This window comes from Ensifer sp. YR511, assembly GCF_900103045.1.
Lineage (GTDB): Bacteria > Pseudomonadota > Alphaproteobacteria > Rhizobiales > Rhizobiaceae > Ensifer > Ensifer adhaerens.
The window spans coordinates 1-14,653 of the sequence record NZ_FNGR01000006.1; the positions used below are offsets into that span (position 1 = coordinate 1).

15 protein-coding genes and 1 pseudogene are annotated in these 14,653 nt (G+C 63.5%); 4 read left to right on the forward strand and 12 right to left on the reverse strand.

Going from position 1 to position 14,653, the window contains the following annotated elements:
- The 7 genes and pseudogenes from BLU15_RS39980 to BLU15_RS13080 all read right to left on the reverse strand — a co-directional run.
- Window positions 1–252: pseudogene (locus tag BLU15_RS39980) on the reverse strand (IS110 family transposase); the annotation flags it as partial.
- Window positions 253–343: 91 nt separating this feature from the next.
- A complete protein-coding gene (locus tag BLU15_RS13055; RefSeq protein WP_034799663.1) occupies window positions 344–1,687 on the reverse strand; it encodes an epoxide hydrolase family protein in 1,344 nt (447 codons plus the stop codon).
- 82 nt (window positions 1,688–1,769) lie between these two features.
- A complete protein-coding gene (locus BLU15_RS13060) occupies window positions 1,770–2,567 on the reverse strand; it encodes an SDR family NAD(P)-dependent oxidoreductase (RefSeq protein ID WP_060601325.1) in 798 nt (265 codons plus the stop codon).
- 344 nt (window positions 2,568–2,911) lie between these two features.
- Window positions 2,912–4,237, reverse strand: coding sequence for an acetamidase/formamidase family protein (locus tag BLU15_RS13065; protein ID WP_089043799.1), 1,326 nt, complete (start codon window positions 4,235–4,237; stop codon window positions 2,912–2,914).
- Window positions 4,238–4,300: 63 nt separating this feature from the next.
- Window positions 4,301–4,495, reverse strand: a complete 195-nt coding sequence (locus BLU15_RS13070) for a hypothetical protein (protein ID WP_034799659.1) — start codon at window positions 4,493–4,495, stop codon at window positions 4,301–4,303.
- Window positions 4,496–4,677: 182 nt separating this feature from the next.
- Window positions 4,678–5,418 carry a peptide-methionine (S)-S-oxide reductase MsrA gene (msrA, locus tag BLU15_RS13075; protein WP_060586269.1) on the reverse strand — a complete coding sequence of 247 codons (741 nt, stop codon included), beginning with the start codon at window positions 5,416–5,418 and terminating at the stop codon, window positions 4,678–4,680.
- A gap of 9 nt (window positions 5,419–5,427) precedes the next feature.
- Complete coding sequence (locus tag BLU15_RS13080; protein ID WP_034799654.1) at window positions 5,428–7,197, reverse strand: cytochrome c biogenesis protein DipZ; 1,770 nt, start codon at window positions 7,195–7,197, stop codon at window positions 5,428–5,430.
- 226 nt (window positions 7,198–7,423) lie between these two features.
- Here BLU15_RS13080 and BLU15_RS13085 point away from each other — a divergent pair, with 226 nt between their 5' ends.
- Genes BLU15_RS13085 through tsaA form a run of 4 tightly spaced genes read left to right on the forward strand, consistent with a single transcriptional unit; the run spans window position 7,424 to window position 10,806 of the window.
- The gene (locus BLU15_RS13085) at window positions 7,424–8,461 is read left to right on the forward strand and encodes an iron ABC transporter substrate-binding protein (RefSeq protein ID WP_034799653.1); all 1,038 of its coding nucleotides are present in this window, start codon (window positions 7,424–7,426) and stop codon (window positions 8,459–8,461) included.
- 23 nt (window positions 8,462–8,484) lie between these two features.
- Complete coding sequence (locus BLU15_RS13090) at window positions 8,485–9,492, forward strand: FecCD family ABC transporter permease (protein ID WP_034799652.1); 1,008 nt, start codon at window positions 8,485–8,487, stop codon at window positions 9,490–9,492.
- The gene (locus BLU15_RS13095) at window positions 9,489–10,313 is read left to right on the forward strand and encodes an ABC transporter ATP-binding protein (RefSeq protein ID WP_051659500.1); all 825 of its coding nucleotides are present in this window, start codon (window positions 9,489–9,491) and stop codon (window positions 10,311–10,313) included. The genes BLU15_RS13090 and BLU15_RS13095 overlap by 4 nt, the downstream gene beginning before the upstream one ends.
- Window positions 10,288–10,806, forward strand: a complete 519-nt coding sequence (tsaA, locus tag BLU15_RS13100; RefSeq protein WP_090295821.1) for a tRNA (N6-threonylcarbamoyladenosine(37)-N6)-methyltransferase TrmO — start codon at window positions 10,288–10,290, stop codon at window positions 10,804–10,806. Before BLU15_RS13095 ends, tsaA begins: the two co-directional genes overlap by 26 nt.
- A 58-nt stretch (window positions 10,807–10,864) precedes the next feature.
- On the opposite strand, the gene BLU15_RS13105 is transcribed toward tsaA, so the two are convergent.
- The 5 genes from BLU15_RS13105 to BLU15_RS13125 all read right to left on the reverse strand — a co-directional run bounded on the left by BLU15_RS13105 (window position 10,865) and on the right by BLU15_RS13125 (window position 14,631).
- Window positions 10,865–11,071 carry a TOBE domain-containing protein gene (locus BLU15_RS13105; RefSeq protein ID WP_034799649.1) on the reverse strand — a complete coding sequence of 69 codons (207 nt, stop codon included), beginning with the start codon at window positions 11,069–11,071 and terminating at the stop codon, window positions 10,865–10,867.
- Window positions 11,072–11,234: 163 nt separating this feature from the next.
- Window positions 11,235–12,008, reverse strand: coding sequence for an exodeoxyribonuclease III (xth, locus tag BLU15_RS13110; RefSeq protein ID WP_034799648.1), 774 nt, complete (start codon window positions 12,006–12,008; stop codon window positions 11,235–11,237).
- Between the two features lie 13 nt (window positions 12,009–12,021).
- Entirely contained in the window at window positions 12,022–12,663 is a 642-nt protein-coding gene (locus BLU15_RS13115; protein WP_034799647.1) for an alpha/beta hydrolase family protein, read from the reverse strand.
- A 1-nt stretch (window position 12,664) separates the two neighbouring features.
- The gene (locus tag BLU15_RS13120) at window positions 12,665–13,747 is read right to left on the reverse strand and encodes a tetratricopeptide repeat protein (RefSeq protein WP_060530339.1); all 1,083 of its coding nucleotides are present in this window, start codon (window positions 13,745–13,747) and stop codon (window positions 12,665–12,667) included.
- Entirely contained in the window at window positions 13,747–14,631 is an 885-nt protein-coding gene (locus tag BLU15_RS13125; protein WP_034799645.1) for a non-homologous end joining protein Ku, read from the reverse strand. The genes BLU15_RS13120 and BLU15_RS13125 overlap by 1 nt, the downstream gene beginning before the upstream one ends.
- Window positions 14,632–14,653: the final 22 nt, after the last annotated feature.

The following is a 14,653-nucleotide window of genomic DNA, read 5'->3' on the forward strand; positions in this document are numbered from 1 at the left end:
ATGGCTGTTTTCGCGGTACCGCTCGAGAAACCCGCCGAGCGACTGGCGATCGTTCTTCACCCGGCCGGAGCGCAGCGTCTTGCCGCTGCTGTCCTGCACCACCAGATGGCTATAGGATTTGTGGTAATCAACGCCGATATGGTAATCATAGGACGCAGTCATGCTTCCAACTCCCGTGTTGAGATCTCCAAAACCCCAACAGGATAAGCCGAAAGGCTGGAAGCGTGGCTGTCCCTCAATCATCACCTGCATCTCAGTGATCCGTTCTCTCAGCGGACGCGGTCTCTTTCATGCCACCTCCTTTGTTGCGACGGTGGGGCGCGCTTTCGCACGCCTCTTCCTGTCAGCTCGGTTGACGCAGTGACTTGAATGAAGCCCTCAACTCGTCGACTAGGGCTTGCGGCTGTTCCCAGGCTGCAAAGTGCCCGCCCTTGGCGAGACGATTATAATGGATGAGCTTGGGGAATGCCTTCTCCGCCCAGGATTTTGGTGCCTGATAAAGCTCGTCCGGGAAGGCGCTGACGGCCACCGGGATCTGCACGCCCTTCGGCTGGAAGAAGGCAAGCTTGTTTTCCCAATAGAGCCGTGCCGACGACACGGCGGTATTGGTCAGCCAGTAGAGCGTGACATTGTCGAGCACGTCATCGCGCGTCAGCCCTTCCGGCTTGCCATCGAAGACGCGGGCGATCAACTCGTAGCTGCGGGCATCGTGGTCGAGCATCCAGCTCGCAAGCCCGATCGGCGAATCCTCAATCGCATAAAGCGTTTGCGGACGTTTGCTCATCTCCTGCGCATAGGACAGCCCGTTCCGGTAGAAGAAGTCGAGCTGCTCATAGGCGCGGCGCTCGTCGGCCGAAAGGTTCGCTGGTGCCGGCTGGCCGGCATCGAGGCTCTTCTGGATCTCGTCAGGCACGGTCGCCGGCATGTTGGTGTGGATCCCGAGCAAGCCCGCCGGCTGCTGCAGCGCCATCTGCTCGGTAACAGCGTCGCCCCAGTCGCCACCCTGCGCGACGTAATGGGAATAGCCGAGACGCTGCATCAGCACTGCCCAGGCGCGCGCGATCCGGACAGGGTCCCAGCCGCGCTCCGTCGGTTTGCCGGAGAAGCCGTAGCCGGGAAGCGAGGGGATGACCACGTCGAAAGCATCGGCTTCCGTGCCTCCATGCGCGTTCGGATTGGTCAGGGGATCGATGATCTTCAACTGCTCGATGATCGAGCCCGGCCAGCCGTGGGTGACGATGAGTGGCATCGCGTTCTTATGCTTGGAGCGCACGTGAATGAAGTGGATGTCAACGCCGTCGATGTTGGTCACGAACTGCGGCAGGTCGTTGAGTGTCTTCTCCACGCGGCGCCAATCGTAGTTTGTTGCCCAATAGTCGGCGAGCTTCTGCATGGTGGCAAGCCGCACGCCCTGGGTGCCGTCCGCCACCAGTTCGCGATCCGGCCACTTGGTCGCCGCGATGCGCTGCTTGAGGTCGGCAAGTGCGGCATCACTGGCGTGGAATTGGAAAGGGCGGATGGATTCGTCCGTGGCCGGTTTGGCAGCCGACGTGATTTGGACGTCGCCGCCGGCGGAGACGCCCGCCGCTTGAGCGGCGAGCGGAGGAAGCAGGATCGCGATCGCGCCCGACAATGCCAAGGCGGCCAGTCGGCGGTTTTGGACAATGGGCATGGAACGTCTGAACATCATCATTCTCCTGGTTCGATTGGCGAGGCGAGGAACCGCCTCGAAAGTCCGGGTTGGGAGGTTGCCGGAAGGTGAGCGGGCGCTAGCTCCCGATACGGTAGCGAGCGGCCGGCGTTTTCCTGGAAAGGTTCGGCATCAGCTTCTGCCGTGCGGCCTCATAGGCTGCCCAGTCAGCGGCATCCGGCAGCGCTGGGATAGTGATCACTTCGCCCTGGTCGAGGCCGGCAAGTGCCGCGTCCACCATGTCCTCGGCGCGCATGACGATCTCGCTCGGCACGTGTTCGATGGGGGTGCCGGCAATGCCCCAGAAATCGGTGGCGGTCGCACCCGGCAACACGGCCTGGATGCGGATATTCTTCTCGGCAAGTTCCTTTTGCAACGACAGGGTGAAGGCCAGGACGAAGGCCTTGGTGCCGCCATAGACGCCGTTCAGAACTTCCGGCGCCACGCCGACGATCGAGGCGATGTTGATGATCGTGCCAGTGCTGCGCGCCGCAAATCCGGGTGCCACCGCATAGGTCAGCCGCGTCAGCGCGCTGACGTTGAGCGTGATCATCTCGTCCATCTTGTCGACATCGGAGGCGAGCAGCGGCGCCGTCGCGCCGACCCCGGCATTGTTGACCAGCATCGTGATGCTCGCATCGCTTTCGAGGATCTTCTCGACCCGCCTGACATCATCCCTGTTGCCGAGGTCCGCGGCCACGACTTCGATGGCGCGGCCGGTTTCGTCCGCCAGCCGGCGGGCTAGATCGTCGAGGCGTACGCGGTTGCGCGCGACGAGAATGAGGTCATATCCGCGATGTGCCAGGCGGTCAGCATAGATCGCGCCGATACCGGACGAAGCACCGGTGATCAGTGCAGTGCCTTTTGATTTGCTCATTTCAAGCTCCTTTGCTTGGGTTGGAGCCTCGATGGTACGGCCGAAAGATCGCGTCTCAAATGTCGTAATTCCGTCTTTTCAGGACATAGCCCGCCTGGGCGGACGCGAACCAAATTTCGCCGTGACCATGCGTGTGCTGTGTATCCGCGATGTGTTCGGAAGCGGCGTCTGTGTATCGCAATGTTTGAACGGCCGCGGACGGCGGCAAACCGATACGAAATGCCCTGGGACTTCTGCCGCTGCGCCTTAGCGTCAGAAAGCGAAACGGGGCCGACATGACGTCGGCCCCGCTATCGTCTGCAAGCAACTCCTTGAAAATACAGGTCCTTGAAAATACAGGAGGCTCAGAGATTGTAGAGACTGCGCGCGAACGCGCCGATGCCCTTTGCGTCGAGCAGGTTGAGCGGGGCACGAAACGTTACCCGCGCCACGCCCGGATGGCGGCCGATCTCGATTGCACCTGCGATCGTTGCCCGGTTCATCACTTCGGGAACGCTGAGACCGAGCAGGTCCGCCGCCCGCTCCAGCCCGTTCGTGGTCGCATCGTTGAGGTTCGCGCCCGTGCCGATGAAGGTGACCGGGGCGTCAGCTTCGACCTCTCGGACACCGTGCTTGCGGGCAAGTGCCGCCACCCGCGTTCGTTCCGCCTCGTCAAGCGGACGTGCAAGGAACGGTACATCTTCCAGCACCGGCAGAAGGATCGGCCCGTCGATATTGAGCCCCTTGATGACATGGACCTCCAGCGTCACCGTGCCGGCGACGTCGCAGGTATGGCCGGCAATTTCGCCGTCGCCCTGCAGGGCATGCATGTCCCCCATATAGATGCCACCACCCGGTACCTTGACCGGGCAGATCAGGATCGCGCCTTCCCGCACGGTATTCACGTCCATGTGGCCGTCAGTCTTATGCTGGACGAGTTCGTCCGCGGTCAGGGAATAAGCATGTGGTGCGTCGGTCAGAAACTGGCCGAAATCGCCGGCATTGTGCGAGTCCGGCATCGCCTTCGACGGCGTCGTGCCCAATTGGCCGAGGAATGGCCGAAGCCTTGTGGCAACACCGATGAGGTCCGCTGGCGCGAAGGTCAGGATCGGATGCTGGATCGAGCCGTCCGGCAGGGCCAGCAGCCGTTCCGCATCCGTGGCAAAGGTCTCGGCAGTCGCTTTGCCGACGGTCAGCCCCACCTGGCGCTCATCGTCGAAGGCGATCGTGTAGCCGTTGGTGAAGATAAAGGGCGTCGCGTCCGCGCCGCACTTCTCGCAGCGGATCGCAGTCTGGCCGGTGCCCTCCACGCGCGTGCGCGGCCATTCCGTGCCGCAGCCCGGGCAAACGGCCGCGCAGAAGGGATCACCGTTGAAGCGACCAGCCACCACCTCGTCGTTGCCCGAGGCCGTCGCCGCGGACGTGACGATCAGCGATCGGATCCGAATGGCAACGGCGTCGCCGACTTCAGCGCCCGCGACCGCCACAGGGCGCGTCACCTCATGTCCGCCGCGGATCTCCGGCGTGATCATCGGCCCCCAACATCCGGGCGCCGTGTTCGCGATGATGACACCGCCATCGGCGACAGGCCCCAGCATCGGCTCGGCGGGGTCGAGTATCCCGTTGGTCAACTCGTTGACAAATACTGTCCGAGCCCCGGTCGTCTGGCGCTCTCTCGTTTTCTCCAGCATGTCACTTTCCTCCAGGTTGATTGGCATCAAAGGTTCGGGCCGCCCGTCTCGGCGGTACTATCGTCAGTCGAAGAACGGATCGGCAAGCTCCTCGTGCGGCGCCCCTTGCAGCAATCCTGCTCCCTTCTCAGCAACCGTTGCGGATCCGGATCCGGAGACGAGTGCGGCAAGAAGCGAGGGTTCTCTCGGGTCGCTATCCCAGGCGCATGGTGCCGCCGCGAGCGCGGCGATGGCGAAAACTGTCGCGAAGATACGCATGATGGCTCCTTCCGTTATTGATGTCAGCAGCGGCGTTTCGTCGCCGAAGGCTCGAAACGTGCTCGCGGCCAGAGTGTCTCTTGGACGTATCGCGGGTGCGTGCAGCAGGCCGCGAAACTGTATCCTTGTGTAAAGGCCCGAACCGGCGCGCCCCTTCGGGAGGCCTCACGGCACCTCGTCAGCTAAGAAGCGCTGTCTGACACAAGCACCGGCTTCTGCCGATAGAGGCCCGGAAACAGACGATGCAGCGCGCCGATCTTCGGTTTCTCGTAGATGACCACATAGGGCTGGCCGGGATTGTTGTAGACGTAATCCTGGTGATACGCCTCGGCCGGGTAAAAGGTCTTGCCGTCCTCGATGGTCGTCGCAATCGGGCGGCTGAAAACGCCGCTCGCATCCAGTTGCGCGATATAGTCGGTGGCAACCTTCGCCTGCTTTTCATCGCGCGGAAAAATCGCCGATCGATATTGCGGTCCGCTATCGGGTCCCTGCCCACCAAGCTGCGTCGGATCATGAGCGACGGAGAAGTAGATCTCGAGCAGCTTGCCGTAGCTCACCTGCTTCGGGTCGAACGTGATCTCCACCGCTTCGGCATGCCCTGTGGCGCCGGTCTCCGTCTTTTCGTAGGTCGCCGTCGCGGCGCTGCCGCCCGCGTATCCTGACGTGACACTCGCGACGCCGGCCACGTGCTGGAACACCGCCTGCACGCCCCAGAAGCAACCGCCGGCAAAGACCGCCGTCTGGCGGCCGTCCGTCGGCGCGATATCGTGGAGCGCCATCGGCACAGGCCTGGTCTCCTGTGCCGCCGACGGCGGCCCGTTGAGAACGAAGATCAATCCGCCACCGACCATGGTTGCGGCGACGAGAAGGCGTCGCGTGAAGGCGGACCAGGTGCGCCCGCGCCGTTTTTCATTGTCGCTCATGGCAAACTCTCATCCAAAGGTGAAAACGAAGGCTTCTGCGCCGGGTGCGAGAAAGCGGATCTCGAAGGTCCGCTCCCGGGCTGCTCCGGACTGGCGGACGAGTTGATAAAGGCGGGTCGCCGTAACGGTACCTTTGCCGGCCGCATCGATATCCGCGCCATGGTCCGCGCCCGGCGCCACCCCATCGATGGTTATCTGAAACGGGACCGGCCTGCCGCCGGCGCCAGGGCCGAGCACCAGGTGCAGGTCCCGCGCGCGGAACCGGTAGGTGATGCCGCCGCCGGCCTCGTTGAGGCGTGCCTCTTCGGCGCCGACCGTCCAGTTGCCGGTCAGCCCCCATTCATTGAGCCCCGGGTTGCCGACCGTGTACCGCGCGGACGTATTGGCCGAGACGCCCTCGGGCGAGACGAAGTTTGCGGCACGCGCATAACCGACATAGGTCTCGCCGGATCCGAGGCGTGCCAGGTCCGGCGAGGCCTCGGCACCCCCAGCATTCGGCTTCACCAGATCGTCTTCGGCCTTCTTCTTGCCGGCGGCTTCCGCCAGCAGATCCTGGATCACCCGCTCGGACCCTTCATAGTCGCCCTCGCCGAAATGGGTGTAGCGGATCTGCCCCTCTGCATCGATGAAGTAGTGGGCCGGCCAGTAGCTGTTGGAGAAGGCGCGCCAGATGGCGAAGTTGTTGTCGATCGCCACCGGATAGGTGATCTTGAAATCGCGCACCGCCTTCTCGACGTTGCCGATCTGCTTTTCGAAGGCGAATTCGGGGGCGTGCACGCCAATGACGACCAAACCTTGGTCCCGGTACTTCTCCGCCCAGGCCCGAACGTAAGGGATGGTGCGGATGCAGTTGATGCAGGAATAGGTCCAGAAATCGACGAGAATGACCTTGCCGCGAAGCTCGGCCGGCGTCAGCGGCTTCGAATTCAGCCACTGAACCGCGCCGTCGAGCGACGGAAATTGCCCTTCCACCGGAAGGTCGCTGCGATAGGCCGCCTGTCGCGTATCCTTTGCGGCAAGGGTCATGCGGGTGCTTGCGACGTCCACGGGCGAAGCACCGCTGCGCAGGCGATCGAGGATCGACTGTTCGACGCCCGACGTGCTGGCATAGGAAAGCTGCGCCAAAAGACCGGTGTCGAGCCCCAGTGCGATCGCGCCAACACCGGCGAGCACCGCGACGCCGAGACCCTGGCGGATGCGGTCGCCAAGGCCGAGGAAGCGCTTCATCGCCGCGAATACTCTGGCACCGGCCAGGACGGCGAGCGCCAGCGAGGTCGCAGCACCGGCCGCATAGGCCACAAGCAGCAGCGTGGTCTGCGCATTCGCGCCGTTCAGCGCCGCCCCGGTCAGCACCAGACCGAGCACCGGTCCGGCGCAGGGCGCCCAGAGCAATCCGGTCGCAACGCCAAGGAGGATCGAGCCGCCGATGCTGCCCTTCTCCCCGGTCGCAGCCTTTCTCGACAATCGGTTGCCGAGTTCCACGAGCGGACCGGTCACAAAGGCGGCAGCCCGCGTCGAGAGCAGCGTCACGCCGAAGACTGCGAGCATCGCGATCGCCGCGTAGCGGCCATAGGCGTTCGCCTGCACCGCCCAGTTGCCGCCTAGGGCTGCAAGCGAGGCGATACCCGCAAAGGTCACGATCTTGGCGAGCAGCATCGGAAGAATGCTGGTGGAAAAGGGTTGGCCGGCGCGGGCAAACACGAATGGCAGCACCGGCAGGATGCACGGGCTGACGATCGTCAGCACGCCGGCAAGATAGGCTACAACAAAGAGGATCATCACCGTCTCTCCGCATGGGATCAATGCCCGAGGCACAGATCGCTTGTCACGTGCGGCAGAGGACCATCGCGACGTATCGCGGATGTTTCCGACAGGAGCGGATTTGTATCTCAGTGCATCAGGGTGGCTCCCCAAACATCGCAAATCGCGCAATCAATATATTCCATGAAATATAACGACATGCCATAGTGCGGCCTGACCGATCCCTCTCGCTATCGTGGCCTTCATGTTGAAATCTCTTGCGATAATCTTCTCAGCCGTGCTCGGCCTTGCCTCAGGCGCCGCCGAGGCGCGTACGATCACCGATGCCGCAGGGCGGACGGTTGAGGTTCCCGATACCATCACCCGCGTACTTGCTGCCGGCCCGCCGGCCTCGGTGCTCACCTATGTTCTGGCGCCGGACAAGCTCGCCGGCTGGGTGCGCGAGCCGACGGAGGAGCAAAAGGCGTACCTGCTACCGTCGGTCCGCGACCTGCCGACCTATGGCCAACTCACGGGCAAGGGCGGCAGCGCCAACGTCGAGGCGGTGCTTGCCGCCAAGCCGGACATCATCCTCGACGTTGGAACCGTCAACGACACCTACCGCTCGCTGGCCGACAAGGTGCAGGCGCAGACCGGCATTCCCTACGTGCTGATCGATGGACGCTTCGCTGATAGCGGCAAGACGCTGCGCGACGTCGGCGCGCTGCTTGGCGCGGCCGCACGCGCCGAAACGCTCGCAACCTATGCCGACCAGCGGATCAAGGATCTGAACGACAGTCTCGCCATGATACCGGCCGATCAAAGGCCGCGCGTCTATTATGGCCGCGGCCCGGAAGGGCTGGAAACGGGGCTTTCCGGCTCGATCAATGTCGAGATCCTGGAAGCCGTCGGCGCCGAAAACGTCGCGGCGGCAGCCGGCAAGGGCAGCCTGACCCAGGTGTCGCTCGAACAGATTCTCTCCTGGAACCCGGACGTCATCATCGCGGCAAGCGGAAAGTTCGCAGCCTCGGCAAAGAAGGACCCGCTCTGGGCCGACGTGAAGGCAATCACGACCGGTCGAGTCTTCACCGCGCCGTCCCTGCCTTACGGCTGGTTCGATTCGCCGCCTGCGATCAACCGAGTGATCGGCGTCGTCTGGCTGCAGAAGCTGTTTTATCCCGACCGCTTCAAGGGGGACCTGAAGGCTGAGACCCGCGATTTCTACAAGCTGTTCTACCAGGTCGACCTGACGGACGAACAAGTGGCCACGCTCCTGAAGGGGGCGGTGCCGGCTTCGAAATGAATCGGAGGCAGGAAACATCGGACATGCTGGCCGACGGGCGCAAGGGCAATCTCTGGCTCCTCGTCGGCCCCCTCCTCCTGCTCGCCCTGGTGTCGATGTCGGTCGGCAAATATGCCGGCCCGTCGGAGATCGCCGGGGCGCTGCACGCGGCCCTATCGGGACAGCCGAGCGACCCCGTTCTTTCAACCGTGCTCTGGAACGTGCGGCTGCCTCGGGTGGCGGGTGCGATCCTGATCGGCGCAGCACTTGCCGCAGCCGGCGCCACCTATCAGGGGCTTTTCCGCAATCCCCTCGTCTCGCCGGATATCCTTGGCGTTTCCGGCGGTGCCAGTCTCGGCGCCGTCATCGGCATCTTTCTGTCGCTGCCGGTCCTGGCAATCCAGGCGATCAGCTTCGCAGGCGGGCTGCTCGCCGTCGCCGCAGTCTATGCCGTCGGCATGGCAATCCGCGGACGCGATCCGGCCCTGACGCTCGTTCTGGCAGGGATCGCCATCGGCGCTCTCGTCGGTGCCGGCATATCGCTGATCAAGATCCTCGCCGATCCCTATGACCAGTTGCCGGCGATCACCTATTGGCTGCTCGGCAGCCTCACTGCGATCACGCGTCTCGACGTCGTTTCGATCCTGCCGTCGCTTTTGATCGGGCTGGTGCCGCTGGTGCTTTTTCGCTGGCGCATGAACCTGATGACGCTCGGCGACGAGGAAGCCCAGACCTTGGGCGTCGACACGCGTCTTACCCGCGCATTGCTGATCGCGGCGGCAACGCTGATCACTGCGGCGGCCGTCTCCGTCAGCGGCGTCATCGGCTGGATCGGCCTCGTCATCCCGCACATTGCGCGCATGCTGGTCGGCCCGGACTTCCGCCGCCTGCTGCCGGCCTCGATGATATCTGGTGCTGCCTATCTGCTTGTTGTCGACATGCTGGCGCGCAGCATTGCGCTCATCGAAGTGCCGCTCGGCATCCTGACCGCTGCCGTTGGCGCGCCCTTCTTCCTGTGGCTGCTCGCCTCCGGCCGGAGGGCCTGGCTATGACGCTGGACATCAAGAATCTCGCCTTCGGCTATGGCGGACGCACGGTAGGCGAGAATGCCTCCCTGTCGCTTGAGTCCGGCGAGGTTCTGGCCCTGCTTGGCCCCAACGGCGCCGGCAAGACGACGCTGTTCAAGACCGTCCTCGGTCTCCTGCCGGTCAAGGCCGGCGATATTATCCTGGACGGTCGACCGCTTTCCGCCTGGTCGCGGCGCGAACGCGCCAGGCAGATCGCCTATGTTCCGCAGGCGCATGCGGCACTTTTCCCGTTTACAGTGCTGGAGGTGGTGTTGATGGGGCGAGCCCCTCACCTCGCGCCGTTCTCATCGCCTGGCGCTCGCGACCGTCGGATTGCCATGGAAGCGCTTGGCGGCCTCGGCATGGCCCACCTTGCCATGCGCCCCTATACCGAGATCAGCGGTGGCGAACGCCAGATGGCGTTGATCGCCCGCGCACTGACGCAGGAACCCGCCATCCTCGTCATGGACGAGCCGACCGCCAATCTCGACTATGGCAACCAGATGCGGGTGCTTTCGCATGTCCGAGCGCTGGCGGCACGCGGGCTTTCGGTCGTGCTTTCGACGCACAATCCGGATCACGCCTTCCTGGTCGCGGACCGCGTCGCCCTTCTCCACGCCTCGAAACTCAGCGCGCTCGGCTTACCCAAGGACGTGTTGACGCCCGCCTCTCTCAAACAACTCTACGACATCGATGTGGTGATCGGCTCGATCGACGGCAGCGACGCCCGTCTCTGTGCGCCGCGCCTCACCACCCCCTCTATAAGGAAAGGAACTGACCATGGTCCGCCAGAACGAAATCCGTGAGAACGAGGTGGCCGTGGTACCGCCCGCGGCAACCGACGCCGGTCTCGTCTTTATCGGCCGCATTTCCACGCCCTGGACCTCGCGCATGGAAACCCCTCGCCAGGGTCGGCATGACGGCCCGGTCTGCCGTATCGAAATCTTCGAACCCTGGGTCCTGGCGCTGAAAGGCGTGGAGGCGTTCGAGCGGCTGGAAATCCTCTACTGGCTCGACCGTTCGCGGCGCGATCTGGTGTTGCAAAGCCCAGCCAGCAACGGCGAAGTGCACGGAACATTTTCACTGCGCTCGCCGGTTCGGCCGAACCCGATCGGCACCTCGATCGTCAAGCTCGAAGCCGTGGAAGGCTCGAGCCTTCTCGTGCGCGGCCTTGATTGCCTCGACGGTACGCCACTCATCGATCTGAAGCCCGACCGGACGCTGTTCAAGCCGATTGCGCCGCAACGCGGCGACTTCGAGACCGGCGACGGCAAAGCGCATTACTGCCAGAAGGCGTGATCCGGTCGCGATTTGGCAGGGCGCGACGGTCGATCCACGCGCCCTTGCCGCAAGCGTATCAGTCGATGCCGACCATGACATCCGAGGCCTTGATGACCGCATAGGCTTCGCCACCGACCTTCAGGCCAAGTTCGTCGACCGACTCGTTGGTGATCGCTGCAGTCACGATCGAGCCGCCGACGTCGATCCGGACATGGGCGGTGGTGGCGCCCTTGATGACTTCGACAATCTTGCCCTTGAGGCGGTTGCGCGCGCTGATTTTCATGCGGTTCTCCTTCGTGTTGACCAGGCTGAATGTCGCGGTCACCGCATTCAGCCGCTAGGCCGGACGGGGTTTACCCCGGATCGCGGCTGCGAATAGCGGCGTTCGAGGCGAAACAGTATCACCGTCGCGCATGGACGTGCAGTCTCCCCGCAGCATTGTCAGGTCAATCGCGGAGCGTGATCCACACCGGCGCATGATCGCTCGCACCCTCCATGCCACGAACCTCCCGGTCGATGCCGGCACCGGTAAGCTTGCGAGAAAGCTTGCGGCTGAGCAGCATATGATCGAGCCGAAGCCCCGCGTTGCGCTGCCAACGGTTCCGGCGATAGTCCCAGAAGGTGAAAAGCTGGTCCTTCGGGTGGATCTTGCGCAGCGCATCGAGCCAGCCCTGGTCGAGAAGTTCGCCGAATGCGGCGCGGCTTTCGGGCTGGACCAGCGCATTGTCGTCGTAGGAGGTTGTCGGGTAAATGTCGCGCGGCTCCGGAACTATGTTGTAGTCGCCGGCAAGCACGACAGGCAGATCTAGGGCGAAGAGTTCGGCGGCATGTTTGGCCAGACGCTCGTGCCAGGCAAGCTTGTAGACGAACTTGGGGCCTGGCTGTGGGTTGCCGTTGGGCGCGTAGAGACAGGCGACCAGGATGCCGCTGACGGCAGCCTCGATATAGCGCGCCTCGGCATCCGACGGGTCGCCGTCGAGCCCGACACGGGTCAGCACCGGCTCGCTGTCTCGGGCGAGGATCGCCACACCGTTCCACGCGGATTGTCCCTGCCGCACGGCGCCGTAGCCGGCCGCTTCGATCGCCGAGCGCGGGAACTGCCGATCGGGCGCCTTCAACTCTTGCAGACAGACGATGTCCGGCTCCGCCTCGCCCAGCCAGGCGATCAGGTTGTCGAGCCGCCTGTTGATGCCGTTGATATTGAAGGTGGCGATCTTCATTCCGGCGATCGGATCAGCGTGTCAGCCGGGCAGCCCAGGCTGCCACCGCATCGGCCAAGGTCCTTAAATGATCGGCGGTCGAAAAGCCGGAAATGCTCTTGCGCGGTTTGAGATCATGGTCTCCGTCCTCGAGCCACAGGACTTCGATCGCATCGGAAAGCACGTAGTTCTGCACTTCCTCGCGCGTGCCGAATTCGTCGCGGGTTCCCTGGCAGATCAGCGTCGGCGTCTTGAGGCCGGCCAGGTGCTTGGTGCGCAGTTGCTCGGGCTTGGCTGGCGGATGGAAGGGATAACCGAGGCAGAGCAGCCCGGTGATCCTGCCGGCCGCATGCAGCGGATCGGCGATCATGCTCGCGACGCGTCCCCCCATCGACTTGCCGCCGATGATAAGTGGGCCTTTGACGTCCAGATCCTCGATGGCGGCGAGATATTCCGGATTGAGCGTGTCGGCGCGAGGCGGCGGCTTGCGCCCCTCAACGGTGCGCCTTGCCGCCATATAGCCGAACTCGAAGCGTGCAACGCGAAAGCCTGCCGTCGCAAGCGCCCCTGCGGTCGCGGTCATCGAAGCCGAATCCATCGGCGCGCCGGCGCCATGGGCAAGAAGGATGGTGACCGCGGCATCGTCGGGTCCGTCGAAGAGAAATTTGTCGCCCATATCAGCCTGTTCTCGGGCGGCTCTGCAGGTCGACATATTGCACGCCGCGCTCCGCCGTTCGCGCCCATTCGCTGTCGCTATCGAGTTCGAGATAGCGGGTCCACCAACGCTTCGCCTCCGCGAGATCGCCGGCATCGAATTCGAGTTTCGCCAGGTTGAAGACGGCGTCGGCATAGTCGCCGTCAATCTCGATCGCCTTCCCGAGATGCCTGCGCGCGGCGTCGATCCGCCCCCGTTCGTTCATCAGCCCCGCGAGGTTGAACCAGGCCTCGACGAAGGATGGATCGAGCTTGATGGCGCGGGCGTAATCATGGGCCGCATCTAGCTCCCGTCCGGCTGCCTTCAGGCAATTGGCGCGGTTGAAGGCCGCGACCGAATCCGTCCGGTCCATGGCAAGATAGCGTTGATAGAAGGCCGCAGCCTCCAGGTAGTCGCCATTGGCTTCCGCCTCCTCGGCCAGATCGAAGAGATCTTCCAGGGCGGCATCGTCGGGTGTGTCGAGATCGAAGAGCAATTGCCCATTCAGCTCGCTCAGGCCCTCGGCGCTGCGGGCATAGATCGCATCGGTGCCACCGTGGTGCAGCGAAAGCGCCGTCAACGAGGCGACCGGTCCGGAGCGATGAACGGACCGGGCGATCGCGCTCCAACTCGCGCCGCTGGCAATCAGCTCGGCATATTTCCTGGCGAGGATGAGATCGCGGAACGAGTAGGGCTCGCTGTCATGCTCGAAAGCGTCGAACAGGGAGAGCAAGTCGAAGATGCGCGGCGAGAGCCTCGCCTGATCGATCAGCGACTGGCGACTAAGCGCGGACGCAGCCGGCACCGACATCAACCCCAAAAGGCGAAGAAAGCCGTTCTCGCTGATAAGCCACCGCCCGGACGAATGTTCGGCATCGAAACGGGCTTCGATCTCCGCCTCGCTCGATTTGGCAAGCAGGCTGCGGCCGAACACCAGATAGGTCGTCTGGCGCGTCACGCCGCGACGCACGTGGCCGTGCTGGCGCTCGACCTCGCGCGCCACAAGCCGGCGCGGGAAGGCCGACAACGCCCCGACGATACCGAATGTCTGGCCTGCAACAGCCATCAGGCTTTCTTCTTCGCGGCCGGCTTTGCCGCCGTCCGCTTGGCTGGCGCTGCCGCCTTGGTGGTTTGCTTGGCTGCCGGCTCGGCCTTGGGCTTGCTCTTTGCAGGCGGCTTCGACTGCGACAGGCTCGCCTTCAGCGCATCCATAAGGTTGATGACATTGCCGCGCTCAGGGGCTGCCGCAATGATCGGCTTATGACCTTTGAGCTTCTCGCGGATCATCTTCATCAGCGCGATCTCATAACGATCCTCATAGTTCTTCGGGTCGAAGACCGTCATCTTCTGCTGGATCAAGGCTTCGGCAAGCTGCAGCATTTCAGGGTCCGGATGACCAACGGGTACATTGCCGAAATATTCAGCGGTTCCGCGCACTTCGCTCGGGTTTCTCAGCGTACAGACGAACATTCCGGTTTCGCGCGCGCCGATGGTCACGACGCGTTCACGGCTCGAAAGCACCAGGCGCGCGATCGCCACCTTGCCGCTCTTTTTCAGCGCTTCGCGCAGGACGACGAAGGTTTCCTCGGCCATCGCGCCGTCGGGCGCGAGATAATAGGGCGCGTCCTGGTAGATCACGTCGACGGAGCCTTCATCGACGAAGGCCTCGATGTTCATCGTGTGATTGGATTCGATCCTGACGCTGTCGAGATCGCTGTCCTCGATGATGATGTACTTCTTGTCCTCGTATTCGTAGCCCTTGACCAGATCCGAGCGCTCGACGAGCCCGAGTTCCGGATCGACCGGCTTCATGTTGATCCGGTTGTGGGTGTCCTTGTGCAGCTGGTTGAAGCTGATGCGCTCGCTCGAACTGGTCGCCGGATAGAGCCTGACGGGGCAACTGACGAGACTGAGTTTGAGATAACCTTTCCAACTTGCCCTGGGCGCCATTGATGTCTCCTACGCGGCCAAA

What these genes read in the sequence shown, in the direction of transcription:
- BLU15_RS13055 (WP_034799663.1), bottom strand. Translation starts at nt 1,687, where the DNA reads ATGTTCAGACGTTCCATGCCCATTGTCCAAAACCGCCGACTGGCCGCC.
- BLU15_RS13060 (WP_060601325.1), bottom strand. Translation starts at nt 2,567, where the DNA reads ATGAGCAAATCAAAAGGCACTGCACTGATCACCGGTGCTTCGTCCGGT.
- BLU15_RS13065 (WP_089043799.1), bottom strand. Translation starts at nt 4,237, where the DNA reads ATGCTGGAGAAAACGAGAGAGCGCCAGACGACCGGGGCTCGGACAGTA.
- BLU15_RS13070 (WP_034799659.1), bottom strand. Translation starts at nt 4,495, where the DNA reads ATGCGTATCTTCGCGACAGTTTTCGCCATCGCCGCGCTCGCGGCGGCA.
- msrA (WP_060586269.1), bottom strand. Translation starts at nt 5,418, where the DNA reads ATGAGCGACAATGAAAAACGGCGCGGGCGCACCTGGTCCGCCTTCACG.
- BLU15_RS13080 (WP_034799654.1), bottom strand. Translation starts at nt 7,197, where the DNA reads ATGATCCTCTTTGTTGTAGCCTATCTTGCCGGCGTGCTGACGATCGTC.
- BLU15_RS13085 (WP_034799653.1), top strand. Translation starts at nt 7,424, where the DNA reads ATGTTGAAATCTCTTGCGATAATCTTCTCAGCCGTGCTCGGCCTTGCC.
- BLU15_RS13090 (WP_034799652.1), top strand. Translation starts at nt 8,485, where the DNA reads ATGCTGGCCGACGGGCGCAAGGGCAATCTCTGGCTCCTCGTCGGCCCC.
- BLU15_RS13095 (WP_051659500.1), top strand. Translation starts at nt 9,489, where the DNA reads ATGACGCTGGACATCAAGAATCTCGCCTTCGGCTATGGCGGACGCACG.
- tsaA (WP_090295821.1), top strand. Translation starts at nt 10,288, where the DNA reads ATGGTCCGCCAGAACGAAATCCGTGAGAACGAGGTGGCCGTGGTACCG.
- BLU15_RS13105 (WP_034799649.1), bottom strand. Translation starts at nt 11,071, where the DNA reads ATGAAAATCAGCGCGCGCAACCGCCTCAAGGGCAAGATTGTCGAAGTC.
- xth (WP_034799648.1), bottom strand. Translation starts at nt 12,008, where the DNA reads ATGAAGATCGCCACCTTCAATATCAACGGCATCAACAGGCGGCTCGAC.
- BLU15_RS13115 (WP_034799647.1), bottom strand. Translation starts at nt 12,663, where the DNA reads ATGGGCGACAAATTTCTCTTCGACGGACCCGACGATGCCGCGGTCACC.
- BLU15_RS13120 (WP_060530339.1), bottom strand. Translation starts at nt 13,747, where the DNA reads ATGGCTGTTGCAGGCCAGACATTCGGTATCGTCGGGGCGTTGTCGGCC.
- BLU15_RS13125 (WP_034799645.1), bottom strand. Translation starts at nt 14,631, where the DNA reads ATGGCGCCCAGGGCAAGTTGGAAAGGTTATCTCAAACTCAGTCTCGTC.